The organism is Flavobacterium flavipigmentatum (assembly GCF_020911905.1).
GTDB lineage: Bacteria > Bacteroidota > Bacteroidia > Flavobacteriales > Flavobacteriaceae > Flavobacterium > Flavobacterium flavipigmentatum.
Window position 1 is genome coordinate 2,600,150 of record NZ_CP087133.1, and the last position, 26,412, is coordinate 2,626,561.

Sequence of the window (26,412 nt, forward strand, 5' to 3'; positions counted from 1 at the left end):
ATAAAATATGCTATTTTAGGACTGTTTTTCTAATAAATAAACCATCTCATAAATTTGAAAACAAAACTATCGATACTGTTTTTTTGCATAGGTTTTGTCCTATTTTCGCAAGAGCTTCCGCCTATTATAAAATTTCCTCCTGCAATATATGGTGCTGGAAATCAAAGTTGGATGATTGCTCAGGACGATCAAAATTATTTGTATTTTGCTAATAATGAAGGACTTTTAGAATATAATGGTACCAATTGGGATTTGTATCCGACTCCAAATGAAACCATTATGCGGTCTGTAAAAGTGATTGATAACACCATTTACACAGGTTGTTACATGAATTTTGGCTATTGGACCCGTCACGCAAACGGAAAATTACAATATACCTCACTGAGCGATCGCATTAAAAGCAAAATTCTGGATGATGAGCAGTTTTGGAACATTTTAAAATACGATCAATGGATTTTGTTTCAATCGCTGAACCGTATTTATATTTACGATACCAAAACCAAGAAGTTTAAAATTATCGCACCCAAAAGTGGCGTGGTAAAGTCATTTTCGAGCAAAAATGCTATTTATTTTCAAACCCTAAAAAAAGGGCTTTTTGAGATTGAAGGCGGTAAAGAAAAATTGATTTCAGACCATCCTGTTTTAAAGAAATTTACTATTGCTAATATTTTTGCTATTGAAGAAGGATTGATGATCCAGACGCAATTAGATGGTTTTTATAAATTAGTAGGAAGTAATTTAACACATTTTGTTACCGATGTCGATCAGGAACTAAAATCGAGTTTCGTGTACAGTAGCCAGCGATTGCAGGATGGAAGTTATGCTTTAGGAACGGTCTCGAATGGTATTTTTATTTTGTCGAGTACAGGTAAATTAAAGTATCATATCTCGCAGAGCAAAGGTTTGAGCAATAATACTGCGTTGTCCTTATTTGAGGATAAAGATCACAATTTATGGACGGGACTTGATAACGGGATCAATTGTATTAACCTCAAATCTCCGGTGCATAGTTTTACAGACGATACGGGTGTTTTGGGTACCGTATATGCCTCTATTACACACAACGGTCTGTTGTATGTAGGGACAAATCAGGGGTTGTTTTGTAAAAAATACCAGACCAATGCCGATTTTCAGTTTGTACACGGCACAAAAGGGCAGGTATGGTCGTTGTTTAAATATGATAATACATTGTTTTGCGGTCATGATTCAGGCACATTTGTAATAGAAAACACTCTTGCCAGAAATATATTTTCGGCATCGGGAACATGGAAATTTGAAGCTGTTCCTCAAAATAAAAATAAATTGCTTCAGGGAAATTATTACGGGATTTCGGTTTTAGAAAAAGTAGGCAATCAATGGATTTTTAAAAATAAAATCAATGGATTTGACTATTCTTCTCGTTATTTCGAAATTTTGCCCAATTTGGATCTTTACGTAAGTCACGAATACAAAGGTATTTTTAGATTAAAATTAGATAATAATCTTTTAAGCACAAAAGGATTTTATACGTATTCGTCTCCAAAAAATGGAAAAAATGCAAGTTTGACAAAATTTAATAATTCGATTTATTACGCTTATAAAGGAGGGATTTTTAAACTTAATTCCTCTACAAAAAAGTTTGAAAAAGATAGATTATTAAGTGCCATTTTTGAAAAAGACGAGTATACTTCGGGAAAATTAATTGTTGATAATGCGAATAAAATATGGTTGTTTTCTAAAAATTATATCCATTATTTTTCTGCCAGTAAACTAAGTAATCAGCTGAAGCAAAATGTGATTCCGATTCCATCTTCTCTAACCAATTCGATGTCGGGGTTTGAAAATGTCACGCAAATTTCAAAATCAACCTATCTTATCGGCACCACAGACGGTTATTATACTTTGAATATCGATGATTTGAGTTTTAGGAATTACGCAGTCGCTATTTCGGAAATTTCGATCAATAAGCAAAATCAGACCCTTACGAATGTTGTTTTGCATGAAAAAGGAAGTTTCAAATCGAATGAAAACAATATTACTATAAATTATACTGTTCCGGAATACAGCAAATATATCAATTCTGAATACCAATATTTACTAGAAGGTTTTCAGAACGATTGGAGCGAATGGAGCACAAAATCATCCGTAAATTTTAAGAATTTATCGCCTGGCGAATATACTTTTAAGTTAAGAGCAAAATATGCGAATATAGTTTTAGAAAATACGGCAACTTATACATTCGAAATTTTAAAACCGTGGTATCTCACCAATTTTGCTTGCTTTATTTACTTAATAATTGTATTTGTAATTGGATATTTTATCAATAAAGCCTATCGAAATTTTTATCAAAAACAAAAAGAGAAGCTCATTGAAGAGAATAATCTTTTGCTCGAAATTAAAGAACTGGAAAACGAGCAACAATTGATGAAGTTACGAAATGAGCAATTGTCTCAGGATGTTGACAACAAAAATCGGGAACTGGCGGTTTCTACGATGAGTCTTAACAGCAAAAACGAGCTTCTAGCTTTTATCAAGGAAGATTTGAAGAAAACCAATCAGGATGATGATAATAATATCAAATCGGTAATTAGAACCATCAATAAAAATATTACAGAGGAAGATTCCTGGAAAGTTTTTAAAGAAGCTTTTGACAATGCAGATAAAGATTTCTTAAAAAGAATAAAACAATTGCATCCTGTTTTGACTCCAAATGATTTGCGTTTGTGTGCGTATTTGCGTTTGAATCTTTCCTCAAAAGAGATTGCACCTTTGTTTAATATTTCGGTTAGAAGTGTAGAAATAAAGCGATATCGTTTGCGTAAAAAAATGGATTTACAGCACGAAATCGGTTTAGTAGAGTATATCTTGGCTGTATAGTTGGGCTAAAATTTTGTTTGAAAAACTATACATTACCTCAACATTTGTCCTTTATCCATGATTTTCGGCTTTTCTGTTAAAAAAATTAACATTTCTATTTTGTTGATTTGTCGTGTGTTTTTTTGTGATATCTTGAATTTTATTGTCTTTTTTTAAGATGTATGTTTTTTGTTGTGGTGAATTTTATTTTATTCTTAATAAGATGCGATAATTTTATATTCAATAAAAACTAACTAATTATGAAATCTAAATTATTATTAATGGCACTCATGCTGTTTACATCTTTTGCGTTTTCGCAAAACTTAGAGGTAAACGGAACAGTGCTTGATGCTTCAGGTTTATCATTGCCTGGTGTGAATGTAAAAGTGAAAGGTTCTTCGCAAAGTACAACCACAGACTTTGATGGATCTTTTAAACTAACTGCAGTTCCCAAGGGCTCTATCATTGCAGTAAGTTACATTGGTTTTAGAACGCAGGAAGTTATTGTATCTGATAGCAAAATAACCGTCAAATTGGCTGAGGATGCCAGATCACTTGATGAAGTTGTCGTTATTGGATATGGTAGTCAAAAAAAGAGAGAAGTTACGGGTGCTGTATCAACAGTTAGCAGTAAAACGCTGGAGATTTTAAAACCTATCAAAGTAGAACAAGCGTTGCAAGGAACCGTTTCCGGGGTAAATGTAACGACTCAATCCGGAGCACCCGGAGCAGGATTAGATATTCGTATTCGTGGTATTGCAACCAACGGCGAAAATCGTCCGACAACGATTATAGATGGTTATGTGGGCGATTTGAGTTTACTTAACCCTAATGATATTGAGACTATAACTGTCTTAAAGGATGCTCAAGCAGCTATTTATGGGACAATTGGTGCCAATGGTGTTATTTTGATTACCACTAAAATGGGTAGAAAAAATTCTCAAACAAAAGTGTCCTATAATGCTTATACTGGATTTCAGGAAACATCCAGAAAATTACCAACACTAAACGCAACAGAATACGGTTTATTATTAAACGAAAGCTATGCTAATGGTGGTAGAGCGATTCCTTACCCAAACATAAGCAATTTAGGTAAAGGTACAGAGTGGCAGGATGAAGTTTTTGGTAAAGGCGTTCCGATTATTAATCATGATTTGTCTTTTTCCGGAGGTTCAGAAAAAATTACTTATTCTATCAGTGGTTCGCATTTGGATCAGGAAGGAATCGTTGGCGGAGATAAATCTGGGTTTTTAAGAAATACAGCCAGAATTGCTCTTGGAGCCGATTTAAGCGATAGAATTAAATTAAAAACCAATCTTATTTATACTTATTTTAACAGAAAAACATTAAATGAAAATGGCTTAGGTTCTGTTTTATTTAATGCTTTAAATGTACCTGCAACTTTAAGTCCTTACAATGCTAATGGTGATTTTTCATTAGTGCCTAGTACCACTGGATTAGGAACAGAAATTATCAATCCATTAGCGCAAATAGACAATACTTATAATGATTACAATTATAAAAAAATCAATGGAAATTTTGGTTTGGATTATAAAATTTTCAAAGGATTTGTATTATCGAGTGCTATTGGTTTTAATACTTCTAATAGCGAAGAAAAGAATTTTGCAAAACAAATTAGTTATGGAGGTAAAGTTTTTGATGTACAGAGAAGTTCTGTAACTCAAAAAACAGTAAATGATAATAATTATTCTTTTGATCTTTTTGGAACTTACACGAACAAAATTGGAGAGAATCATAATGTAGTAGGTACGGTTGGAACGACCATTTTTAAAGAATGGGGTAATAGTACGTCGGCAACTGGTTTTGATGTGCCGAATAATTCTTGGCAGTTTGCTGATATTTCTTTGACAAAAGGTATTTCAGAAGCTTTGAGTAATAGTGGCTATGTTTACGACCAAAGAAGGCTTTCTTATTTTGGAAGACTGCAATACGATTACAAAGGAAAGTATTTATTATCTGCCATGCTACGTCGCGATTCTTCTACCAAATTTGGGCCAGGGAACAAAGTAGGTTATTTTCCTTCTTTTACTGGAGGATGGGTGATCTCTGACGAAGGATTTTTTGGAGAATCGAAAACAATTAGCTTTTTAAAATTAAGAGCGAGTTACGGAACTTTAGGAAATGATCAAATTCCAAATTTTGGTTATTTAGGATTGTTAACCGGTGAGGGAGCGTATGTTTTTGATGGCGCTTTGGTAAACGGAATCGCAACTGGTCAGGTACCAAATCCGAATTTGAAATGGGAAGAAGCAAGAAAGTTTGACGTTGGTTTGGATGTAAAACTAATCAATGATAAAGTATCGGTAGTTGCAGATTATTTTATTGATACCCGAAATGATTTATTAATACCAAATATTCCAGTTTCTGGAATCACGGGTATTGGGGCTCCTGGTGCAAGTTCGCCAACTTTGAATGCGGGTAGCGTTAGAAATTCAGGTTTTGAATTTGGAATTGATTACTCAGAAAAATTCTCTGATAACTTTTCGATGACTATCGGCTATAACGTTACATTTCTTAAAAACGAAGTCTTAGAAGTAAATAACGGAATTGGTTTTATTGAAGGAGGTTCTTTTGGAGTAGGTCAGCCGGCTCCATCAAGAATGGAAATTGGAAAACCAATGGGGTATTTTTATGGATATAAGACAGATGGAATTTTTCAAAATCAGGCCGAGGTTGACGCACATCCTTCTCAGGTAGCTTTGGGCGCAAATGCTGCACCTGGCGATATTCGTTATGTAGATACAAACGGAGATGGCGTTTTAGACACAAAAGACAGAACGAATATTGGTGATCCTATTCCAAATGCAACCATGGGATTCAATTTACAGTTAAATTATAAAAACGTAGATTTTTCTATGTACACTTTTGCTTCAGTAGGAAATGATATGGTTCGAAACTACGAAAGAACATTATCAGATGCCAATCGTTTAGATTATGTTTTAGACAGATGGACAGGCGAGGGCACAAGTACGACGGTACCAAGAGTGACTACGGGCGCTACAGCCAACAATGTTTTTTCGAATTATTTTGTAGAAGATGCTTCTTACATCAGAATTCAAAACATACAATTAGGATATACTTTAAACCCTGATATTACTGCAAAGGCAGGTATGACAAAACTGAGATTATACACAGGTGTCAACAATTTGTACACTTTTACCAAATACAAAGGTTTTGATCCAGGTGCTTCAAACGGAGCTCCAATTGGAGGAGGAATTGATTACGGATTCTATCCAATACCAAGAACGTATTTATTGGGATTAAACATTAATTTTTAATTGGAATTAAAATGAAAAAATATTTAGTAACAACCATTATAACAATTACTTTATTCTCTGCATTAAGTACTTCTTGTTCAGATGATTTTGTAGCCACTACTCCGGAGTATTCGATAGATTCTGAGAATTATTTTAATTCGAAAGCAGATTACGATCTTGCTATAATTGCGGCTTACGATTTGCTTCAGTCTTCTTATGTGAATGTTTTATTGGGCGAAATTGCTTCAGATAACACTTTTGCCGGAGGAGAAAGCCCTACTGATGTAATTGGTTTTCAGCAAGTAGATGACATGATTCATACTCAGGTAAATAGTAATGTAAGAGATATCTGGAACTGGATGTTTGCAGGTGTACAAAGAGCAAATTACATACTTGAATTTCAAAATAAAACTGATTTTGAAGGAAAAACGCAACTGATTGCCGAAGCACGTTTTCTTAGAGCCTATTACCAATTTGAGTTAGTAAAATGGTTTGGAGGAATTCCGATGAAAGGTGATGCCAGATTTAAAATTGGTGATGAAAAAACAATTCCACGTTCATCAGCAGCAGAAGTGTATGCTTCTATAGAGTCCGATTTAACTTATGCTATTGCGAATTTGTCTCCAACTGCTGCTCAAAAAGGCAGAGCTACCAAAGGTGCTGCACAAGCATTACTTGGAAAGGCCTATTTGTACCAAAATAAATTTACGCAAGCGGCTACTACTTTAGAGAGTCTTATTGGTTCAGGCAATTATTCGTTAGTGACAGATTACAACGCTATGTTTGAAATGGATGGAGAAAATGGAGCAGAATCTGTTTTTGAAGTACAATATACAGATGTAGAAGGAGCTGGTTTTACTTGTTTGCAATGTAGTGAAGGAAACGTAGCTGTTGGTTTTAACGGTATTAGAAATTTTTCCGGACCACTCTTTTCATCAGGATTTAGCTTTAATATTCCAACTGTAGATGCCGTAAATGCTTTTGAAGTGGGTGACAGACGTAAAGATGTGGCTATTTTAGATATTGTTGCTTTTGCTGCTGCTAATACTGCATTCGATAACGGAAATGGTGTTACTTACGGAAAAGGAAATGAAGACACAGGATATTTTAATAGAAAATATTTACCGAGAAAACGAAGTTCAACGGCTGCAGGAGACTTAAACTTAACCAATCCGAACAATTACAGAGCGATTCGTTATGCCGATGTTTTGCTTATGGCTGCCGAAGCGTATAATCGTGGAGGAATTGATGATGGAAAAGCAAGAGGATATCTGAACCAAGTGCGAAGACGTGCTTTTGGAGACAACAATCATGATATTGCAGCTTCCGGAGCCGCATTGACTGATTTCATTTTAGCAGAAAGAAGAGTAGAACTTTTTGGAGAGGGACATCGTTTCTTTGACTTGGTACGAACAGGAAAAGCAGTTGGAAAGATACCAGGTTTTACGGCGAACAAAAATGAATTGTTTCCGCTTCCAATCGAGGAAATTCAATTTGCAAACGGAAACTGGCAACAAAACCCTGGTTATTAAAAAAAATAATTATGAAAAAGATACATTTTATTATAAGTCTTTTCGTTCTGGCAATGCTAATGGCTTGTTCGAATGATAGCAGTGACATTGATTTAGAAGGAATTGAAGGACCGGCCAATATTTCGGCTTTGACCACCGTAACTCAGGATAATTCTGGTAAAGTAACTTTTTTGCCTAAAGGCGAAGGAGTAACGCAGTACAAAATAAATTTCGGAGACGGAAGTCCCCAATCTGATTATTTTGCTGCCGGCGGAACGGTAACACATACTTACAAGGAAGGTATTTATCAAGCCAAAATTATGGCTATGGGTATTACCGGAAAAGTGACAGAAGTTACTCAAGAAGTGATGGTATCTTTTAAAGCACCTCAAAATTTGGTAGTCGTTATTACCAATGATTTATCAGTTTCTAAAAAAGTAACCGTAAAAGCAACAGCAGACTTTGCTATGTTCTACGATGTTTATTTTGGAGAAGCAGGAAAACCGGAACCGATTACGGCAAATAATGGCGAATCAGTTTCTTATATTTATCAGCAACCTGGAGTTTACAGTATTCGTGTAGTTTCAAAAAGTGCGGCGATACAGACTACAGAGAAAATTCAGGATTTTGAAGCCAAATTGGTTCTTAACCCAACAGCTTCTGCCCCAATACAACCAACCAGACAGGCTGGAGATGTAATTTCGATTTACAATGCAAAATATACAAATCTTGCGGGAACAAACTTTTATCCAAATTGGGGACAATCCACTACTTATTCAGAGTTTGATTTGAACGGAGATAAAATATTGAATTATATTAATTTGAATTACGAAGGAATTGCATTGGCAGACAATACATCAATCGATGTTTCTGGAATGGATTTCATCCACATGGATGTTTGGACAGCAGATTTGCCAAAACTTGAAATTTTTCTTATCAGTAAAACGAATGGAGAAAGACCAGTAATAAAGGATTTAACTGCAAACGAATGGACCAGTATTGATATTCCGATTTCAGCATTTACAAGTCAGAGCGGATTTACAGTAGCGGATATTTTTCAACTGAAATTGGTTGGAAATCCTGCTGGAAAAAGTGTTTTTATTGATAATATCTATTTTTATAAAACGCCTTCTCAAGCTATTGAATTGCCTCTGGATTTTGAATCAGGGACATTAACATACGCCTGGTCTGGTTTCGGAGACGCAAGTTTTGGAGCAATTCCGGTTAGTGTTGTAACGAATCCAGATAAAACAGGAGCCAATGTATCGAACAAAGTCGTTAAAATAGAAAAGCTGTCGGGTGCTCAAGTTTGGGCAGGAGCTAGTTTAGATTTAGAAAATGCAATTGATTATACTAAAGGGAATAAAGTCAAAGTTACGGTATGGTCTCCAAAAGTAGGAGCTGATATCTTATATAAAATGGAAGTTTCAACCTCACCAAAAGATGGAAACGGAAATCCAACAGTTTTTATAGAAGTACATGCCACTACAACAACAGCAAATGCATGGCAAGAGCTGACGTTTGACTTAACAACTGCACCTGGTTTTAGTGCCGCTAATAAGTACGATAGGGTAATTTTATTTCCAGACTTTGGACAAATGGGAACAGGTTCCATTTATTATTTTGATGACATTAAACAATCCAATTAAAATTAGAAATCATGAGTAAAAAAACAATTATAAAAATAATATCGTTATTTACGATTCTCTTGATGACGGGTTGCCAAAAAGACGATTATGCTTTTGGTGATTTATCTGCGCCAAACAATCTAAAAATAACGGCCGAAATTGTAGGTAGTACTACAGCAGCTCCCAACGGAGACGGTTCGGGAATGGTAAAATTAACGGCAACTGCTGATAATGCTATCTCGTATAAATTTGTATTTAGCGACGGAACTTCAGAGAATTCTCCAAGTGGTATATTCACCAAACGTTTTACCAAAACGGGTGTCAATACCTATACTGTTACAGCAATTGCTAACGGAAGAGGAGGAGTGGCTACAAATACCACAATTGATGTTACAGTTGTAAGTGATTTTAGTGATGATGAAGCGGTTCAGTTCTTAACAGGAGGATCGTCTAAAAAATGGTATTGGTCGGCATCAGAGCCAGGACATTTAGGCGTAGGGCAAAATGATGGAGATGCTACCAAAAATTATTATGCTAATTATTATCAGGCAGCAGCTTGGGAAAAAGCGGCAGCACCGGCAAGTAGTTGTTTGTATGAGAATGTATTGACTTTTTCGCTTGACGGAGAACAATTAAAATATCAATTGGATAATGGAGGAAGTACATTCTTTAATGCTTCTTTTGCAAGTGTTGCAGGAGGAAGTTCTCCTGATGATGCTTGTTTGGCATACAATACAGGCGGATTAAAAACAGTTTCATTAAGCCCTTCAGAGTCTGTAGTGATGGCCAATCCTAATAACGCTACGCAAACTCGCGGTACTACAATGAATTTCTCTGACGGAGGTTTTATGGGGTATTATATCGGTCAATCTTCTTACGAGATCCTGTCGATTACGGCAAATAGAATGGTAGTTAGAGCCGTTATGGGCGGAAATCCTGCTTTGGCTTGGTATCATATTTTTACCACAACAAAACCAACGCAAAACCAAGCTGTTGATTATACAAATTTGGTTTTTTCGGATGAGTTTAATACCGATGGAGCTCCCGATGCTACCAAATGGGGATTTGATACAGGTAGAGGCGATAATGGTTGGGGAAATGGCGAAAAACAAAACTACACCACGGCCAATACAAATGTTATTGTACAAGGCGGAAACTTAAAAATCACTGCTAAAAAAGAAGCTTCAGGTGGAGCAGATTATTCTTCAGCAAGATTAAAATCAGAAAATAAATTTGAGTTTACGTATGGTAAAGTTGAAGTGAGAGCCAAATTGCCAATAGGCGCAGGGACCTGGCCAGCCATCTGGATGTTGGGAGAAAATTATGCAACAAACACTTGGCCTGCTTGTGGCGAAATAGATATTATGGAGCATGTGGGGAACAATCAAAATGTGATTCATGGAACCCTTCATTATCCTGGAAATTCTGGAGGAAATGGAAATACAGGCTCTAAAACAATTGCCAATGTTTCTACAGAATTTCATGTGTATAAAACCATTTGGAGTCCAGCTTCTGTAAAAATTTATGTAGACGACGAACTGATTCATTCGGTTGCAAATAGTGCTTCATTACCATTCAATAAAGATTTTTTCTTGATTTTAAACGTTGCAATGGGAGGAAGTTTTGGTGGAAATATTGATCCTGCTTTTACACAATCTTCGATGGAGATCGATTATGTTAGAGTATATCAATAGGTTTTGATTAGTAATAATTTTGGATAAGAAGGTCGGCTTAAGGCTTACCTTCTTATTTTTTTAATGAAATATTTAGCAGATGAAAAAAATAATAGCGCTACTCATAATGAGTAATTTTTGTTGGGCGCAACAAGCAGAAAGAAAACTCGTATGGGAGGAGAATTTTAATAAAAAAACATTAAATGAGTCCGTTTGGAATTACGAGCTGGGTGATGGATGTCCTAATCTTTGCGGCTGGGGAAACAATGAAAGACAGATTTATACCCAAAACAATCATCAGATAAAAAAAGGAGACCTAATTATCGAAGCCCGAAAAGAAGGAGATAAATACACCTCTACCAAAATCACGACAAAAGGAAAAAAAGAGTTTTTATATGGTAGAATAGAGACCAGGGCAAAATTGCCAATAGGTCAGGGTTTATGGCCAGCATTCTGGATGTTAGGCGCAAATATTGATGAAGTAAAATGGCCGAAAACAGGCGAAATAGATATTTTAGAATACATTGGCAAAGAGCCTCACATGGTTTATACAACCTTGCACACACAAGACAGTCACGGAAACAGCATTAATACCAAAAAAACAAAATTTGATAACATAGAAGAAGGGTATCACGTTTATGCCATCGAGTGGACAAAAGATAAAATTGAGTTTTTTGTGGATGCTACATTGGTTTATACCTTTAATCCGGAAGTAAAAAATGACGATACATGGCCGTTTGATAAGCCTTTTTATATCATCGTTAATTTGGCAATCGGAGGAAACTTTGGTGGCCCGGAAGTAGATGACAAGGTTTTGCCACAAAAATACAGTATAGATTATATAAGAGTTTATCAGTAGCATTGTATAATTACAATTAATACTACAAAAAATAAAAGTTAAAGTTCTTATTTTTAGATGTTTAGATGTGCTTGCTAAATTGTTAAATTGTTCGCTTTTTTACTATTATCAGGCAACGAAGCGATATATTTTAGAGTTTCTTTTTGTTTTTTGAGAATTTATTATTAATTATTATTAATTTCATTTGCTTTTTAAAATATTTATTTGTTAAATTTGAACAAATATTTAACATAACTCATAAACGGATAAGCCTATACAATAACATTACTTTTTAGAAAAAATCTTTAAATTTTAAACAGAAACTAAAAAGTTAGTATTATGGCTGATCTGCATATTCCAGACGCTCTATTAGTAAAAAACTATATCGAGGGCAACGAAAATTCTCTTGCTACATTGATAAACAGGCACGAATCTAAAATATATGGATTCATATATTCTAAGATTGCTGATAGAGACATTTCAAATGATATTTTTCAGGATACTTTTATTAAGGTAATTAAAACCTTAAAAAGCAATTCATATAACGAAGAAGGTAAATTCCTTCCTTGGGTAATGCGTATTTCTCATAATTTAATTGTAGATCACTTTCGCAAAACAAAAAAAATGCCCATGTATAGAGAGACCGAAGAGTTTTCGATTTTTTCTATCATGTCTGATGATTCTCTGACCATCGAGAATAAAATGATCGTAGATCAGGTTGAGGTTGACCTAAAAAGACTTATAGAAGAACTTCCGATGGATCAAAAAGAAGTTTTGGTTATGCGAATGTATCAGGATATGAGTTTCAAAGAAATTTCAGAACTTACGGGCGTTAGCATTAACACAGCGCTGGGCAGAATGCGTTATGCATTGATGAATTTGAGAAAAATTATAGACAAACATCAAATTGTTTTAACCAACTAATACTATTTTAAGTATTAGGTCGTTATACTATAATAAAACAAATTATAGTATGGCAAAAATTTACTCTAAAAAGGCGTTAGTTGCTCAAGACTTAAAGCCTAAAAAAGAAGTAGTTTCTTTTTTATTAAGCTATTCACAAGCCTTAACCGTTGTGAAAGTTAATAATAAAAGAATCGAAATTATAGCTAATTAAAACATTCCGCTTTTTCTGGCGGATGTTGATAGTAAAGAAAAACCAACTGGTCGTTTGGTCTAAAAATTCACTCTTTGTATGCAGATACATTCGGTGAATTTTTTTTATGAATAATTTTCAAGCTAAGCTTTTCTTTAACTTAGAAAAAACGAATATTTTTCCACTATTTTTGTTTTTTACATAATAATGTGTAAGGTTTTAACTGTATTTTTGCTACGGTTTAGTTAAATTTTCATATTTTAATTAACTTTTGTTTATTTATTCAATAATAAGTTTTATTTTAGTTAAAAAGTAATTTTTTATTCAGCAAAATTACGCGATTATAAAGGTTTTTGTGTAAAAATCCTTTAAATTTAAAAGAATAACTATTATAAGTCACTAAATAAATGTTTAACTAAATCAATTGTTACATGAAGAAAAATTACACTATTTTATTTCGTTTTGTTTGTTGTACATCATCTTAATGTTTCAGAAAGAATCTAAGACTGATGGAGCATTTAGCGTACTCCTTACAGTAAGTAAGAGCGCAATTTTGTACTTTATTTTAAGTACTATTTGCCCCAAATATGGTTAAAATAAAATTTTCAGCACAGTTGCTTGCTAGAAGATTTGTCAAGATTAACCGTAAAATCTATTTAACAATCAAACTTAACCGAAAATGAAAATGAAAAAGAATCTAATAACATTATCATTATTACTATTGATAAATGTTGGAATATTTGCTCAAAAAGATCAAATAAAAGAAGCGCAATCGTTCTACGATAAAGGAAAAGCAGAAGAGGCACTGGATGTTCTGAAAAAAATGGAGTATCAGGTATTAAATGCCCCAGATGATGTAAAAACAGACTATTTTTTTTTAAAAGGAAATGTTTACAAAGAGTTGGCTTCCAAAAATATAGATGCTGCTAACAATTTTGCTTTGGCGTCTGCTGCTTACCAAGATGTACTTTTGTACGAAAATGATTCCAGAGTTTACCGATATGCAGTAAAAGCAAATTTGGCTTTAAAACAGATGAAATCTACACTTGTAGATGGAGCATACAATGATTATCAGGCCGCGAAATACAAAGAAAGCGCCGATAAAAGTTACGAAGTTTACCTATTTGATAAAAGAGATACCTTAAACCTCTACAATGCTGCATCTTCTTCTCTAACGGGAAAGGATTATGTTTCGGCCATAAAATATTTTGAGCAGCTTAAAAAAATAAATTATACCGGAAAAGGATTAGTTTATTATGCTACAAACAAAAAAACAAAAACAGAAGAAGCTTTTATCTCTTTGAGTGCCAGAGAATCTAACATAAAAGAAGGCCTTTACGAGAAGCCTCGCAATGTATTTCCACCTTCAAAAAAAGAAGATATTATCACCGCTTTAGCTTTTTGTTATTTAGAGAGAAATGATTTCGCAAACGCAGAAAAATATTATCTCGAAGGATTACAGGTAAATCCAAATTGTATCAATTGTTACATTAATCTCGCTTATGTAAAAATACAATTAAAAAGAGCATTAGTAGATCAAATGGCTTTGCTGGGCAACACTCCAAAAGAAATGAAAGAGTACGATAAATTAGATGCACAGAAAGACGAAATTGTCAAAAGTGCGATTCCGTATCTCCAGAAAGCATTGACTTTAGAACCTAAAAATGAAGATGCAACAAAATCTCTTTTAGGAATATACAGATCACTAAATATGACCACTGAATACAATTCCTTAAAAAGCGGAATGTAACCAAGAATAAAGAAGCTACTAAATTTTCTTTTTAGTAGCTTCTTCTATAACAGATTTTTTACCAATTGTTCGGGTAATGATATCCTTCTCAAGATTCCAGCCTCTTGCGGGCGAATATTCGCGTCCGTACCAAATGATTTGCAGGTGCAAATCGTTCCATATTTCTCTCGGAAAAAGTCTTTTGGCATCTTTTTCGGTCTGAGCTACATTCTTCCCATTCGAAAGATTCCATCGGTACATCAGCCTGTGAATGTGTGTGTCCACAGGAAAGGCAGGAACTCCAAATGCTTGCGACATCACCACACTTGCCGTTTTATGACCCACCGCCGGTAATTCTTCAAGAGCTTCAAAACTCTGTGGCACTTTGCCATCATGTTTGTCTATCAAAATGTGTGATAAACCATGAATTCCCTTCGATTTCATCGGAGACAAACCACAAGGCCTAATAATTTCCTTAATTTCTTCTACCGACATTTTTATCATATCATAAGGATTGTCCGCTTTTGCAAAAAGCAAAGGTGTAATTTGGTTGACGCGCACGTCGGTACATTGCGCCGAAAGCAAAACGGCAATTAACAAGGTATAAGGATCTTTATGGTCTAGCGGAATCGGTATGGTTGGATAGAGTTCTTTTAACGTATTTATAACAAATGTTACACGAGCTTCTTTATTCATTTCCGTAATTTTAGTCTCGTAAAAATAGTATAATTTTCATGATGTGCCTAATCCAGCTTTCTGTTTCAACTCCTCATTGTGTTAGCAACATTTTTAAGCATTTACAAGAGCTTCCGCTGGTCGCTTTGTAAAAGCAAAAAATGTAAGCTACCACAACTCCGGGGTTTTCTCGGCAATCTGGGGCTGGGGAGAAGTTTTCAGTAGGAGTTACAAGTTAGGTAGAAATTTTGCTTAATTTAGGTACATAAAAAATCTAAAAATACAAATATGACAACATTAAAAAAAGGCGATAAAGCACCCAGTTTTTCAGGAGTTGACCAAGATGGTAAAACACATCAATTGGCAGATTACAAAGGAAAAAAATTAGTAGTTTTCTTTTATCCAAAAGCCAGCACGCCAGGCTGTACAGCAGAAGCATGTGATTTAAGAGATAATTTTGAGCGTTTTAAAGCCAACAATTACGAGTTATTGGGCGTAAGTGCCGACAGTCAGAAAGCGCAAGCAAAGTTTAAAGACAAATACGAATTTCCTTTTGCATTATTGGCAGACGAAGACAAATCGGTTATTACTGCTTTTGGCGTTTGGGGACCAAAAAAGTTTATGGGAAAAGAATATGACGGTATTCATAGAACGACTTTTGTTATTGACGAAAACGGCATCATAGACGAGGTAATCGAAAACGTAAAAACCAAAGAACACGCTGCTCAAATCTTAAAATAGGTCTTCTGTAAAAGTTTTTTGTGAGCAGTAAAATGTCAACTCGACTGAAGCCGAAGTTTTACAAACAAATATGCCTCAGGTTTCTTATAAAAACGAGAGCCCTAGCCCTGATAGAAGCGGTATCCTTTTGTTTTTTTCTTTAAAAAACAAAAGATACAAGCGGATAGAAGGAAATTGCTCCTAAAAAATAGAAAGTCCAAAAAAGCAATCTGCTTCTTTGGACTTTTTAATTCTGTGCATCGCCAAAATTATTTTTGTTCTAATTCTTTTTGCGGATGGTAGCCAAAAAGGTGGTGTTCTTTTATAATTTCCGGAATACCTGCAGGAAGCATGTGTTCCCAGCCTGATAAACCTTGGTTGATCATTTTTAAGACTTCGCGAGAGAAAACTTCCAGATTGTTTGGATCGTAATCGGCAATATCAACTACTTTTCCGTTAAATTTGAAGAACTTGTATAATTCCTTCATTCTAGGATGTACTTTCAGGTTGTCAGAATTCATTAACACGCCATTCTCATCCAACATAGGATACAAGAAAACCTTCATGTCACGGTAGAATAATTTTCCGAAAGCTTCAAGGATCCCACCACTTAAATGGCGGTAATATTTCTCATCAAAAATATCAACTAAGTTGTTGACTCCCATCGCCAATCCCATTCTGGCTTTGGTATAATTGGCAAAATATTCTACGACTTTATAGTATTCCTGGAAGTTCGAAATCATAACGGTTTGACCCAATGAGCAAAGCAATTCGGCTCTGTCCATAAAGTCACGTTCGTCAATTTCACCATCTGAACGTAAATTAGAAAGTGTAATTTCAAAAATAACCAATGTATTGTCTTTCTCTACTTTATTTTCTTCGAGAAACATCTTTAGTGATTTCTCGTACATGTCCATATTTACTTTGGTAACGGGACGAAAACTTCCTCTCAAGGCGAGAAGATTTTTTTTGTATAAAATGGCAGCAGGAAGAATATTTTTTCCTTCAGGATTAAACATTACGGCATCTGTCATTCCGTTTTTGACCAATTGTAAACTCATCAAACGGTTATCAACATCTGCAAAACGAGGTCCTGAGAAGTTAATGGTGTCAATTTCGAGTTGGTCTTTATCTAAGTGATCGTACAAATAACGAAGTAATCGTTTTGGATCATTGTATTTATAAAAGGCGCCGTAAATAAGGTTTACTCCTAAAATTCCGAGCGTTTCTTGTTGCAAACGGGCGTCGGTTTCTTTAAAACGAATGTGTAGAATAATTTCGTTGTATGCTTCGTCAGGTTCTATTTGATAACGTATTCCTACCCAGCCGTGACCTTTAAATTGTTTGGCAAAATCGATGGTTGCAACGGTGTTGGCGTAACTAAAGAAAAGTTTGTTGGGGTGTTTTTCTCGGCTCAGACGTTCTTCAATAAGTTCACCTTCAAAGGTTAACATTTTCTTGAGTCGGTTTTCGGTCACATAGCGACCATCGCCTTCGATACCATAAACGGCATCACTAAAATCTTTATCATAGGCAGACATTGCTTTTGCAATTGTTCCCGATGAACCTCCAGATCTGAAAAAATGCCTTACTGTTTCTTGTCCAGCGCCAATTTCGGCAAAAGTTCCGTAGATGTTCTCGTTTAAATTAATGCGTAACGCTTTGTCTTTTATAGAAGGAATCTGTTCGATGACCTTGTCACCTTTGAGTTTTATTTCTGTACCCATTTTATTTTAAATAGATTTGTTACAAAGTTAGCAAATTAGGTTTCTAATGAAAGAGAAATAATCCTATTTTTGTAAAAAAAACATGTTCAATTGAAAGTCTATTTTTTAGGTACTGGAACTTCTCAGGGTATCCCTATTATTGGGGTCGATCATCCCGTTTGTAAAAGCACTGATGCTAAGGATAAAAGACTTCGTGTATCCATCTGGATTACATGGGGTAATCATTCTTATGTAATCGATTGCGGACCCGATTTTAGACAGCAAATGCTTTCTTGCGGATGCGAACATTTGGATGCTATTTTGTTTACGCACGAACATGCAGATCATACCGCTGGTCTGGATGATATTCGCCCGTTTAATTTCAGACAGGGCGAGATACCTGTTTATGCGCATCAGCGCGTGATTGACAACCTTAAGCGTCGCTTTGATTATGTGTTTGAAACCGTCAATAAATATCCCGGTGCTCCAAGTGTAAAAACCATAGAAGTCATCAATAACGAACCTTTTGCGGTGGGCGATAAAATGGCCATTCCTGTAAATGTGATGCATGGTGATTTGCAGGTTTTTGGTTATCGAATAGACGATTTTGCTTATCTGACAGATGTAAAAACAATTACTACAGAAGAAATTCAAAAACTGAAAGGCCTAAAAGTTTTGGTTGTGAATGCGTTAAGGTTAGAACCGCACGATACACATTTTAATTTGCAGGAAGCATTAGATTTTATACATTTGATTCAGCCCGAAAAGGCCTATCTTACACATATTAGCCACGTTTTAGGATTTCATGAAGAAGTGCAAAAGCACTTGCCGAAAAATGTTTTCCTGGCGTATGACAACTTAGAAATTACAATTTAAATTATAGTACAAAAATGAAAAAATCTTTAATGCTTTACCTTTTTTTATTGGCCATTTTAATGAATATTTTTACGTACATGTTTTACAGCAGAGAGGTAAAATTTGGACAGGAACGATATGAAAAAACAACTAAGAAATTGAGAGACAGTATCAATTTGGTGTCAACACAACTATCTGAGGCAGATTATTTTTCGTTGGTACATAACGAAAACGCACAAAATTATTTTGATAACAGCGCTTCTGGAGGAAAAGTAATTTTGTACGAAAAATTAATTCCGGTGGTAACCGAAAAGTTATTAGATTTAAATTCCAATCCAAACGGCAATCCTTACACGGGACAAGACAAGATAGACAATAAGAAATTTATCATCAATAAGGTAAAAATTTTAAACCACAGATGGATCATTGCCGATTACAGCAATGGACAATTATGGGGTGAAGTGTTATTGAAATATTTTGTAAACGATGATGAATCGATTGATTTTGAAGTGAATCAATCTCTGTTGTATCAGAAATAAATGTTTCTCAGTCGCAGTTTTTTAGTTTCAGTAGAACCTGAAAACTGCGACCGAAAACCAAAAATTACTCCGCCAACCAATTCTTAAAATCAAAGAAATTTTGAGGCGCCACACCATGTCCAACAGGATATTCTTTGTAGGTAACAGGAATATTTAATTTTTCTAAAATCGCTGGTGTTTTTCTTGCCCAATCAATCGGGATAACCTGATCTACAGTTCCGTGTGAAGCAAATATTTTTAGATTTTTAAAGTTGTTTTTTTCAAAACCTTCTTTAATGATTTCTTCGTTAAAATAGCCGCTCATCGCCACCACTTTCTGAATTTTTTCAGGATATGAAAGTGCTACTGAATAGCTCAAAATAGAACCTTGGCTGAAGCCAATTAAAGTGACATTATTAGGATCAATTGGATAATTTGCAACCAATTCGTCTACAAATTTAGCAATAAGATCGCGCGAAGTTTTGGCTTGCTCATTATCTGAAAATTTGTTTTGGTCGGCATCAAAATTAATAGCATACCAAGCATAAGCTCCATACTGCAAATCATAAGGTGCTCTTGCCGAAATGATGTAATAATGATCAGGAAGTTCAGTTGCAAACGAAAATAAATCGGCTTCGTTACTTCCGTATCCGTGCAATAAAAGCAAAACAGGATTTTTGTCCAAAATAACTTTAGGTGCTTGTATTTTATATTCGAGAGAAAGATTCATTTTTTAAATTGTGAGTTTTGAGTTGTGAAACTCAGTTTTGGAAATTTGTTATTTTTGAATTTAATTATCCGATAGATTTAAACCATTTTTGGTACCACTCACCAACCAGCGGCATTGGTTTTGTATGCCCCTGAATAGCGCTAAATATGCCATAAGACCATAAAACAGAAATACAAAGCCACATTGGGAAGGTGATAAAAAAACTATCAAAATTACTGACTATCAGTGCAAAAGAAATAAAAGTTAACGATATTCCTAGCGCTTGTCGAATATGAAAAGAAGCAAAACTATTTTTGTTTTCAGCGTTCATTGACATTGCAATCAGAACTCCAACGATTAGTATATAACTCGTGATAGCGATGGGTTTTCCTTCTTCTATTGAATTGTTCATTGTCATTATTTTGAGATAATAAGTTGATTTTGATTTAAAATTCCATAAACAGTTCCTCTGATTTCAGTTTCTAAAAAAGCAGAGTTTTTAGATTTTGAAAGGATATGCTCTTTCGTAAAAGTCGATTTCCCTTCAGGTGTAAAAAGTGTAAGATTTGCTTTTTGTCCTTCGTTAATCGATTGACTTTCGATACCAAAAACAGCCTTTCCAGAAGTTAGTTTTTCAACTATAGTTTCTAAAGGCAATACGTTTAATAAAGCTCCAAAAGCACTTTCTAAACCAATAGTTCCGTTTTTGGCGGTATCAAATTCCATTTTTTTAAATTCGATATCAATTGGGTTGTGGTCAGAAGTGATCATATCAATAGTTCCGTCCAGAACTCCATTGACAAGTGCAGCTCTATCGGCTTCTGTTCGCAATGGCGGGGTAACTTTAAAACGGGTATCAAAACCTTCTAATGCAACATCTGTAAATCTCAGGTGGTGTACTGCAACGCTACAACTCACTTGCAGGCCTTTTGATTTGGCTTCTTTTATCAATACTAAAGATTTTGCTGTAGAAACTGTCGGAATATGAAGTTTTCCCCCGGTATATTCTAATAAAAACAAGTTTCTGGCTACTTGAAGTTCTTCGGCAAGATTAGGGATTCCTTTGAGTCCTAAACGTGTAGAAACGATTCCCTCATTCGCTACTCCATTTCCTTTAATATTGCTGTCTTGCGAATATGCAATCACTAAACCATCAAAATCTTGTACGTACTGCAAGGCTATTTTTAGCAAATTGGCGTTGTCAATGCTTTTATTATAATCTCCAAAAGCAACAGCTCCGGAATTTTTCATGTCATAAAGCTCCGCCATGTCTTTGCCTTCGCTTCCTTTGGTCAAAGCACCAATAGGGAAGAGCTCTGTTGCAAAACCATTGGCTTTGTTTTTTACAAAATTTATCTGCGATTGATTATCAATAACAGGGTAGGAATTGGGCTGTAAAGCAATAGCGGTAAAACCACTTTTTGCAGCGACTTGTAATCCGTTGGCTATGGTTTCGCGGTCTTCGTAACCCGGCTCACCAAAAGAAACACTGCTGTCGAACCAACCTTGCGAAAGATGTAAATTACCTAATTTAACTTCGGTGGCATCCGCAATTTCAGGAAGTGAAGTTCCTATTTTTTCTATAAAACCATCTGCAATTAAAACATCAACGGTCTGATTATGGAACGGACTTTTTGAGTCGATAATTTTGGCGCTTCTGATGATTATTTTCATATTGTAGTATTTTTATTTTATGCTGAAATTGTTATTCTTAAGTACTACCTGACATTTCTCCTTCCTCGAAAAGACAAACGAAAAGCAAAAACAAAAACCTTTATATTTTACTTCACGAATTTGATGATCGCCATTTCTATGGCCAAAAATAACAGTGCAAAGATAACAAACCATTTCCAAATTTGGCTGTCTGTTCGCTCAGTTTGTAAGGTGTTAAAAATGGTCGAAATCGTATCGGCTGTTTTAAAATCTGATACAGCATTTTTGTTGACCTGACTTAAATCACTTTCGCTTCGGCTGTAATTGAAACTCAGATTTTCAACCCATTCATTTTTATCAAAAACACTATAATTGCCGGCTATTTCAGGAAAATCATTAAAAGTTAATTTTACTTTGTTGTTCAAAATTTGTTGAATCGGAATAAAAGATGCTTCTCTTCCTTTTACCTCCAAAATAGCATCTTTGTTGAGTGAAATATCTACAAAATAAGGTTGATTATGACCAATTACAAACGCATTAACACCTGTTTTTTGATTGTTTTGTGCCATTTTATAAAACAAAGGAACTATTAAAGGCGATTGTTGAAAGTTTGAATTTTCGCTGTTAATTGGTGCCGAAAAAACAGAAACACCTGAAACCGGATTCTGAATCATTGTAATAAATACGCTTTGGTCTTCATACGATAAAACGGCTGGGTAGGCAGATGAAATACTAAATGAACTGTTTGTTTTTGGATATTGAAAATTACTGATTTTATTCTCGAAAACACCTGAAAACAAAGGATGATCGAAGTTTATTTTTGTAATTAACTTGTTTTTATCTTCTCGGTTTTTAAATTGAATTTTACCAAAATTGCTTAAAAAAGTATTTAAGTTGCTAATCGAACTTTTCTCAGACGGAATTACAATCACATTTCCGGCTTTTAGCACGAAAGCTTTCAAAGTAGTTTGCAGAGCTTGAGGAACTTCTTCCAATTCATTTAAAATGATAGTATTCTGTTTTTCTAAATTATTGTAATCCAGTTCGCTAAGCGAATAATTGTTGTAATTGAATTCGCTTGGCGTATAAATTCGAGATAAAAAATTGCTTTTTGCAGCATTTCCAATACTAATTACATTTGTTTTTTTAGTTTTTGAAATGCTGAAATACAGTTTGTTATCATAACTTAAACCATTGTCTTCGATGGCAACATAGCCATGAAAAGCTTCTTTTGGAATTGTAAAATTGATTTTCTTTTTCTTCGTATCAAAATTGATAATCGTTTTGGCAATCAGTTTATTTTGATTGTATAAAGCTGTAGAAACAGGTTTAAACTCTTGGCCGTAGGCTGATAAATTGACGGTTATCTCGTAGAAATTTTCTAAAGTTTGATGAATAAAAACGCTGTCAATGGCGATATTGTTTGTTTGTTCTGCTTCGGGAATTATAAAATATGGTTTATCCTCTTCGTCAGTAAGTACGATGTCTTTTTCTACCAAACCAACGGCATCGGTGATAATAACAATATCTTTTTTATGAGCTGATTTATGTGCTTTTACTTTTGCTAAAATTGAAGAAAGTTCAAATGGAGTGGCACTGTATTTTAAGTTTTGCAGATCGTTTCTAACTGATTTTATATCAGTATTCCAATAATTTTCGGTATTGGTTAGCAAAGAAAACTGACTGTTTTCGGGCGTGTTTTCTAGTAATTCCTGAACGGCGCGTTTGAGCAATTCTCCTTTTTTGCCTTTGGCCTGCATACTAAACGAATTGTCAAGAATAATGTACATTTCGTTAGATGCTTCTTTATGGTTTTTGGCTTCAAAATAGGGTTGTGCAAAAGCAAAAATAGCACACGCAAGTAATAATAATCGTGTGGCGAGTAACAATCTTTTCTTGATTTTAGAACTTTTTCTGGTTTGTATTGAAAGTTCTTTTAGAAAACGAACATTAGTAAAATAGGAAGTTTTAAAACGTCTTAATTGGAACAAATGCACCAAAATTGGGACAATCAATAAAAATAGAAAGTATAGAATTTCGGGTTGTTTAAAATGCATTCTGGCTTCGATTTTACTTCACTACGTTTTATTTTTGTGAAGATACAGGCCAAAAATACAAATTTTTAGTCAAACCTTATCAGTTCTAGAAGAGATTATGTACAAACATTGAATTCAGAAAAGAAACAAAATTTTAGGTCACTATTGTATTTCAAAATAGTAAAATCATACCCGAATAATGTAACTTTTCAAAGTTCATTTGTAACAAAAAATAGTTTTCCAAAACATATTATTACCTATTTTAGCCTTTCAAAAACAAAATTATAAATTATGAAGAAATTATATATTGTATTGTTTTCAGCTTTTGCAATTACGACTTTGCAGGCACAGAACAAATTCAATTTATTGGTCGGAACTTATACTAATAAATGCCAGAGTAACGGAATCTATGTTTACGAGTTTAATGCTGTTTCTGGTGATTTTAAATTAAAAAATTCTTCAGACAATGTGGTGAGTCCAAGTTATTTGTCGGTTTCGGCAGACAACAAATTTATTTATGCCGTAAATGAAAACGGAACTCAAAGTACTGCAAGTGCTTTTGGTTACAATTCGAAATCTGGAAAAGTAGATTTATTAAACAAAAATGAAACTCTTGGAGATGATCCGTGCCATTTGATAAATGATGACAAAAATGTTATCGTTGCAAATTATTCTGGCGGTAGTATTGCTGTTTTTAAGAAAAATCCAAATGGAAGTATTTCTACCGTACAACAACTTCTTCAGCATGATGGTAAAGGCCCGAATACTGCTCGTCAGGAAAAGGCGCATGTGCACATGGTTGTTTTTTCGCCAGATAAAAAGTTTGTTTTATCGAATGATTTAGGTCTGGATAAAGTTTTTATATACAAATACAATGCGGATTCTAAAAATGAAGTGCTAACATTAAAAGAAAGTATCGAGGTAAAACCCGGAAGCGGACCAAGACATTTGACATTTAGTAAAGATGGAAAGTTTGTGTACTTGATTCAGGAATTAGACGCTACTCTAACCACTTTTGGTTATGATAAAAATGGCAGCCTGAAAAAAATAGCAGAAACCAGTATATTACCAAAAGATTTTCAAGGTGGTACAAGTGGCGCTGCAATCAAAATTTCGCCTGACGGAAAATTTTTATACGTGTCAGACCGTGCAGATGTGAACGCTATTTCGGTCTATAAAATACAAAAAAATGGTGCTGTAGAATTGGTAGAGCAGGTGAGTAGTTTAGGAAAAGGGCCGAGAGATTTTTCGATCGATCCTACTGGGAGTTATCTTTTAGTTGCGCACCAATATACAAATAATATCTCCATTTTTAAAAGAGACAAAACAACAGGAAAGTTAAAAGACACAGGCAAGAAAATCGAATTGTGTTCTCCAGTTGGATTGGTTTTTACAAAAATATAATTTTTTAAGGGACAAAGGTACAAAGCTTCTGAGTGACTAAGATTTTAAGAAAACCCATAAAAAAGGCTCAAAATTACAGAAAGATAAAAGTTTAAACGACTTTGAACCTCTGTAACTTTGAGCCTTTGAATCTTTAAAAAAAAACTATTTATTACTATCTTTTCTTTTTTTATCTCGGGTTTTCAACATGTTTCTATTGACAGAACCATGTGTTTTCTTTTTGGTTTTTGATGGACCGCCAAGATTTATCTTTTTATTTTTTTTGTCTTTTTCATGAAAGGCTCCATCACCGCTAAGTTTTACTTTTTTCATTAAAAACTTAATCGGCTGTTTGTCTTTTTCCGGCTCGATCAATTTAGACGAAATCTCAACTTCTTCAGGAAAATCAGCTATCGGAAGCTCTCTGTTCATTAATACTTCCACCTCAATTTTAAATTCTTCTTCACGGGGTGTGATGAAACTAATGGCTGTTCCTGTCGCGTCTGCACGACCTGTACGACCAATTCTGTGCATATACAATTCCGGAAATTCAGGAAGCTCAAAATTGATAACGTGCGAAATATTCGAAATATCTAAACCTCTCGCCATAATATCGGTGGTGATCAAACCGCGAAGATTGCCTTCTTGGAATTCTGCCATTGTGCTCAAACGATAATTTTGAGATTTGTTGGAGTGAATTACCCCGAACTGACCTTCAAAATCTTCTTCGATGCGATCGTGAAGCATGTCCGAAATCTTTTTATTATTAACAAAAACCAAAACACGTTCCATGCTTTCGTTTGTGGCTAACAAATGTTTCAGAAGGTTAACTTTTGTATTAAAGTTAGGAACATTATAAGTAATTTGAGTAATATTTTCCAGCGGAGTTCCTGAGGCAGCAAGTGTAACTTCTTCGGGAAAATCAAAAAAGTCATTTAGCACAGCATCTACTTCATCTGTCATGGTCGCCGAAAATAAAATGTTTTGACGCTTGGTTTTCATCATGGCCAAAAGAGCAGTCAATTGTGTACGGAAGCCAAGATTTAGCATTTCGTCAAACTCATCAATTACTAATTTTTGAGTTTCGTCAAAGCGAATTACAGCATCCAAAGCCAAATCCATCGTTCTACCCGGAGTTCCAACCAAAATATCAACACCTTCGTAAACGGCTTTTTTTTGTGTATTGATGTTCACACCACCAAAAATACCAAGCGTACTCACCGACATGTATTTTGTCAGTTTTTCTACTTCTTCGACTACCTGAACAACAAGTTCGCGCGTAGGAACTAAAATGACAATTTTAGGAGTATTGGTAGGCGTAAATTTGTATAATTTTAAAAGAGGCAACAAATAGGCAAATGTTTTTCCGGTACCGGTTTGTGCAATTCCCATCATATCTCGCCCAGACATAATCACCGAAAATGATTTTTCCTGAATAGGTGTTGGGGTAACAAATCCCAATTCATCGATTGCTTTTTGTAAAGATTTAGGGAGATTGAATTTTTCGAAAGTGCTCATTTGCATTAAATTTTGTGCAAAGATAGCTATAAATAGCTGAAAAATGTGTAA

At 34.7% G+C, this 26,412-nt stretch carries 20 protein-coding genes; 13 read left to right on the forward strand and 7 right to left on the reverse strand.

What is annotated here, in order from left to right:
* The first annotated feature begins 54 nt into the window (after positions 1–54).
* The 9 genes from LNP22_RS11320 to LNP22_RS11360 all read left to right on the forward strand — a co-directional run bounded on the left by LNP22_RS11320 (position 55) and on the right by LNP22_RS11360 (position 14,609).
* The gene (locus LNP22_RS11320) at positions 55–2,856 is read left to right on the forward strand and encodes a helix-turn-helix and ligand-binding sensor domain-containing protein (RefSeq protein WP_305070146.1); all 2,802 of its coding nucleotides are present in this window, start codon (positions 55–57) and stop codon (positions 2,854–2,856) included.
* A 239-nt stretch (positions 2,857–3,095) separates the two neighbouring features.
* On the forward strand, positions 3,096–6,134 hold the full coding sequence (locus LNP22_RS11325) for a SusC/RagA family TonB-linked outer membrane protein (protein ID WP_229973549.1): 3,039 nt from the start codon (positions 3,096–3,098) through the stop codon (positions 6,132–6,134).
* Between the two features lie 11 nt (positions 6,135–6,145).
* The gene (locus LNP22_RS11330) at positions 6,146–7,645 is read left to right on the forward strand and encodes a RagB/SusD family nutrient uptake outer membrane protein (protein WP_229973550.1); all 1,500 of its coding nucleotides are present in this window, start codon (positions 6,146–6,148) and stop codon (positions 7,643–7,645) included.
* Positions 7,646–7,656: 11 nt separating this feature from the next.
* On the forward strand, positions 7,657–9,273 hold the full coding sequence (locus LNP22_RS11335; RefSeq protein WP_229973551.1) for a PKD domain-containing protein: 1,617 nt from the start codon (positions 7,657–7,659) through the stop codon (positions 9,271–9,273).
* An 11-nt stretch (positions 9,274–9,284) separates the two neighbouring features.
* Complete coding sequence (locus tag LNP22_RS11340) at positions 9,285–10,946, forward strand: family 16 glycosylhydrolase (protein ID WP_229973552.1); 1,662 nt, start codon at positions 9,285–9,287, stop codon at positions 10,944–10,946.
* Between the two features lie 79 nt (positions 10,947–11,025).
* Positions 11,026–11,784 carry a glycoside hydrolase family 16 protein gene (locus tag LNP22_RS11345; protein ID WP_229973553.1) on the forward strand — a complete coding sequence of 253 codons (759 nt, stop codon included), beginning with the start codon at positions 11,026–11,028 and terminating at the stop codon, positions 11,782–11,784.
* A 318-nt stretch (positions 11,785–12,102) separates the two neighbouring features.
* On the forward strand, positions 12,103–12,687 hold the full coding sequence (locus LNP22_RS11350; RefSeq protein ID WP_210665744.1) for an RNA polymerase sigma factor: 585 nt from the start codon (positions 12,103–12,105) through the stop codon (positions 12,685–12,687).
* Positions 12,688–12,736: 49 nt separating this feature from the next.
* Entirely contained in the window at positions 12,737–12,880 is a 144-nt protein-coding gene (locus LNP22_RS11355; RefSeq protein ID WP_210665743.1) for a hypothetical protein, read from the forward strand.
* Positions 12,881–13,544: 664 nt separating this feature from the next.
* Entirely contained in the window at positions 13,545–14,609 is a 1,065-nt protein-coding gene (locus LNP22_RS11360) for a tetratricopeptide repeat protein (RefSeq protein ID WP_229973554.1), read from the forward strand.
* An 18-nt stretch (positions 14,610–14,627) separates the two neighbouring features.
* Here the strand turns inward: LNP22_RS11360 and LNP22_RS11365 are convergent, their stop codons facing one another.
* Positions 14,628–15,284, reverse strand: coding sequence for an endonuclease III domain-containing protein (locus LNP22_RS11365; RefSeq protein ID WP_210665741.1), 657 nt, complete (start codon positions 15,282–15,284; stop codon positions 14,628–14,630).
* A 267-nt stretch (positions 15,285–15,551) separates the two neighbouring features.
* On the opposite strand from LNP22_RS11365, the gene bcp reads away from it, so the two are divergent.
* Positions 15,552–16,004, forward strand: a complete 453-nt coding sequence (gene bcp / locus LNP22_RS11370) for a thioredoxin-dependent thiol peroxidase (protein ID WP_229973555.1) — start codon at positions 15,552–15,554, stop codon at positions 16,002–16,004.
* Between the two features lie 248 nt (positions 16,005–16,252).
* Here bcp and LNP22_RS11375 read toward each other — a convergent pair whose 3' ends face one another.
* Positions 16,253–17,710, reverse strand: a complete 1,458-nt coding sequence (locus LNP22_RS11375) for a TonB-dependent receptor (RefSeq protein ID WP_229973556.1) — start codon at positions 17,708–17,710, stop codon at positions 16,253–16,255.
* 90 nt (positions 17,711–17,800) lie between these two features.
* Between LNP22_RS11375 and LNP22_RS11380 the strand changes: the two genes are divergently transcribed.
* Positions 17,801–18,565: an MBL fold metallo-hydrolase gene (locus tag LNP22_RS11380; protein WP_229973557.1), complete on the forward strand. Its 765-nt coding sequence runs from the start codon at positions 17,801–17,803 to the stop codon at positions 18,563–18,565.
* A 14-nt stretch (positions 18,566–18,579) separates the two neighbouring features.
* On the forward strand, positions 18,580–19,083 hold the full coding sequence (locus tag LNP22_RS11385) for a hypothetical protein (protein WP_229973558.1): 504 nt from the start codon (positions 18,580–18,582) through the stop codon (positions 19,081–19,083).
* A gap of 64 nt (positions 19,084–19,147) precedes the next feature.
* Here LNP22_RS11385 and LNP22_RS11390 read toward each other — a convergent pair whose 3' ends face one another.
* The 4 genes from LNP22_RS11390 to LNP22_RS11405 all read right to left on the reverse strand — a co-directional run bounded on the left by LNP22_RS11390 (position 19,148) and on the right by LNP22_RS11405 (position 23,481).
* Positions 19,148–19,792: an alpha/beta hydrolase gene (locus LNP22_RS11390; RefSeq protein ID WP_229973559.1), complete on the reverse strand. Its 645-nt coding sequence runs from the start codon at positions 19,790–19,792 to the stop codon at positions 19,148–19,150.
* Between the two features lie 64 nt (positions 19,793–19,856).
* Complete coding sequence (locus tag LNP22_RS11395) at positions 19,857–20,183, reverse strand: hypothetical protein (protein ID WP_210665735.1); 327 nt, start codon at positions 20,181–20,183, stop codon at positions 19,857–19,859.
* A gap of 5 nt (positions 20,184–20,188) precedes the next feature.
* Positions 20,189–21,445 carry a dihydroorotase gene (locus LNP22_RS11400; RefSeq protein WP_229973560.1) on the reverse strand — a complete coding sequence of 419 codons (1,257 nt, stop codon included), beginning with the start codon at positions 21,443–21,445 and terminating at the stop codon, positions 20,189–20,191.
* Between the two features lie 107 nt (positions 21,446–21,552).
* Positions 21,553–23,481, reverse strand: a complete 1,929-nt coding sequence (locus tag LNP22_RS11405; RefSeq protein ID WP_229973561.1) for a vWA domain-containing protein — start codon at positions 23,479–23,481, stop codon at positions 21,553–21,555.
* 270 nt (positions 23,482–23,751) lie between these two features.
* Between LNP22_RS11405 and LNP22_RS11410 the strand changes: the two genes are divergently transcribed.
* Positions 23,752–24,864 carry a lactonase family protein gene (locus LNP22_RS11410; RefSeq protein ID WP_229973562.1) on the forward strand — a complete coding sequence of 371 codons (1,113 nt, stop codon included), beginning with the start codon at positions 23,752–23,754 and terminating at the stop codon, positions 24,862–24,864.
* A gap of 144 nt (positions 24,865–25,008) precedes the next feature.
* Here LNP22_RS11410 and LNP22_RS11415 read toward each other — a convergent pair whose 3' ends face one another.
* Positions 25,009–26,361 carry a DEAD/DEAH box helicase gene (locus LNP22_RS11415; protein WP_229973563.1) on the reverse strand — a complete coding sequence of 451 codons (1,353 nt, stop codon included), beginning with the start codon at positions 26,359–26,361 and terminating at the stop codon, positions 25,009–25,011.
* Positions 26,362–26,412 lie beyond the last annotated feature (51 nt).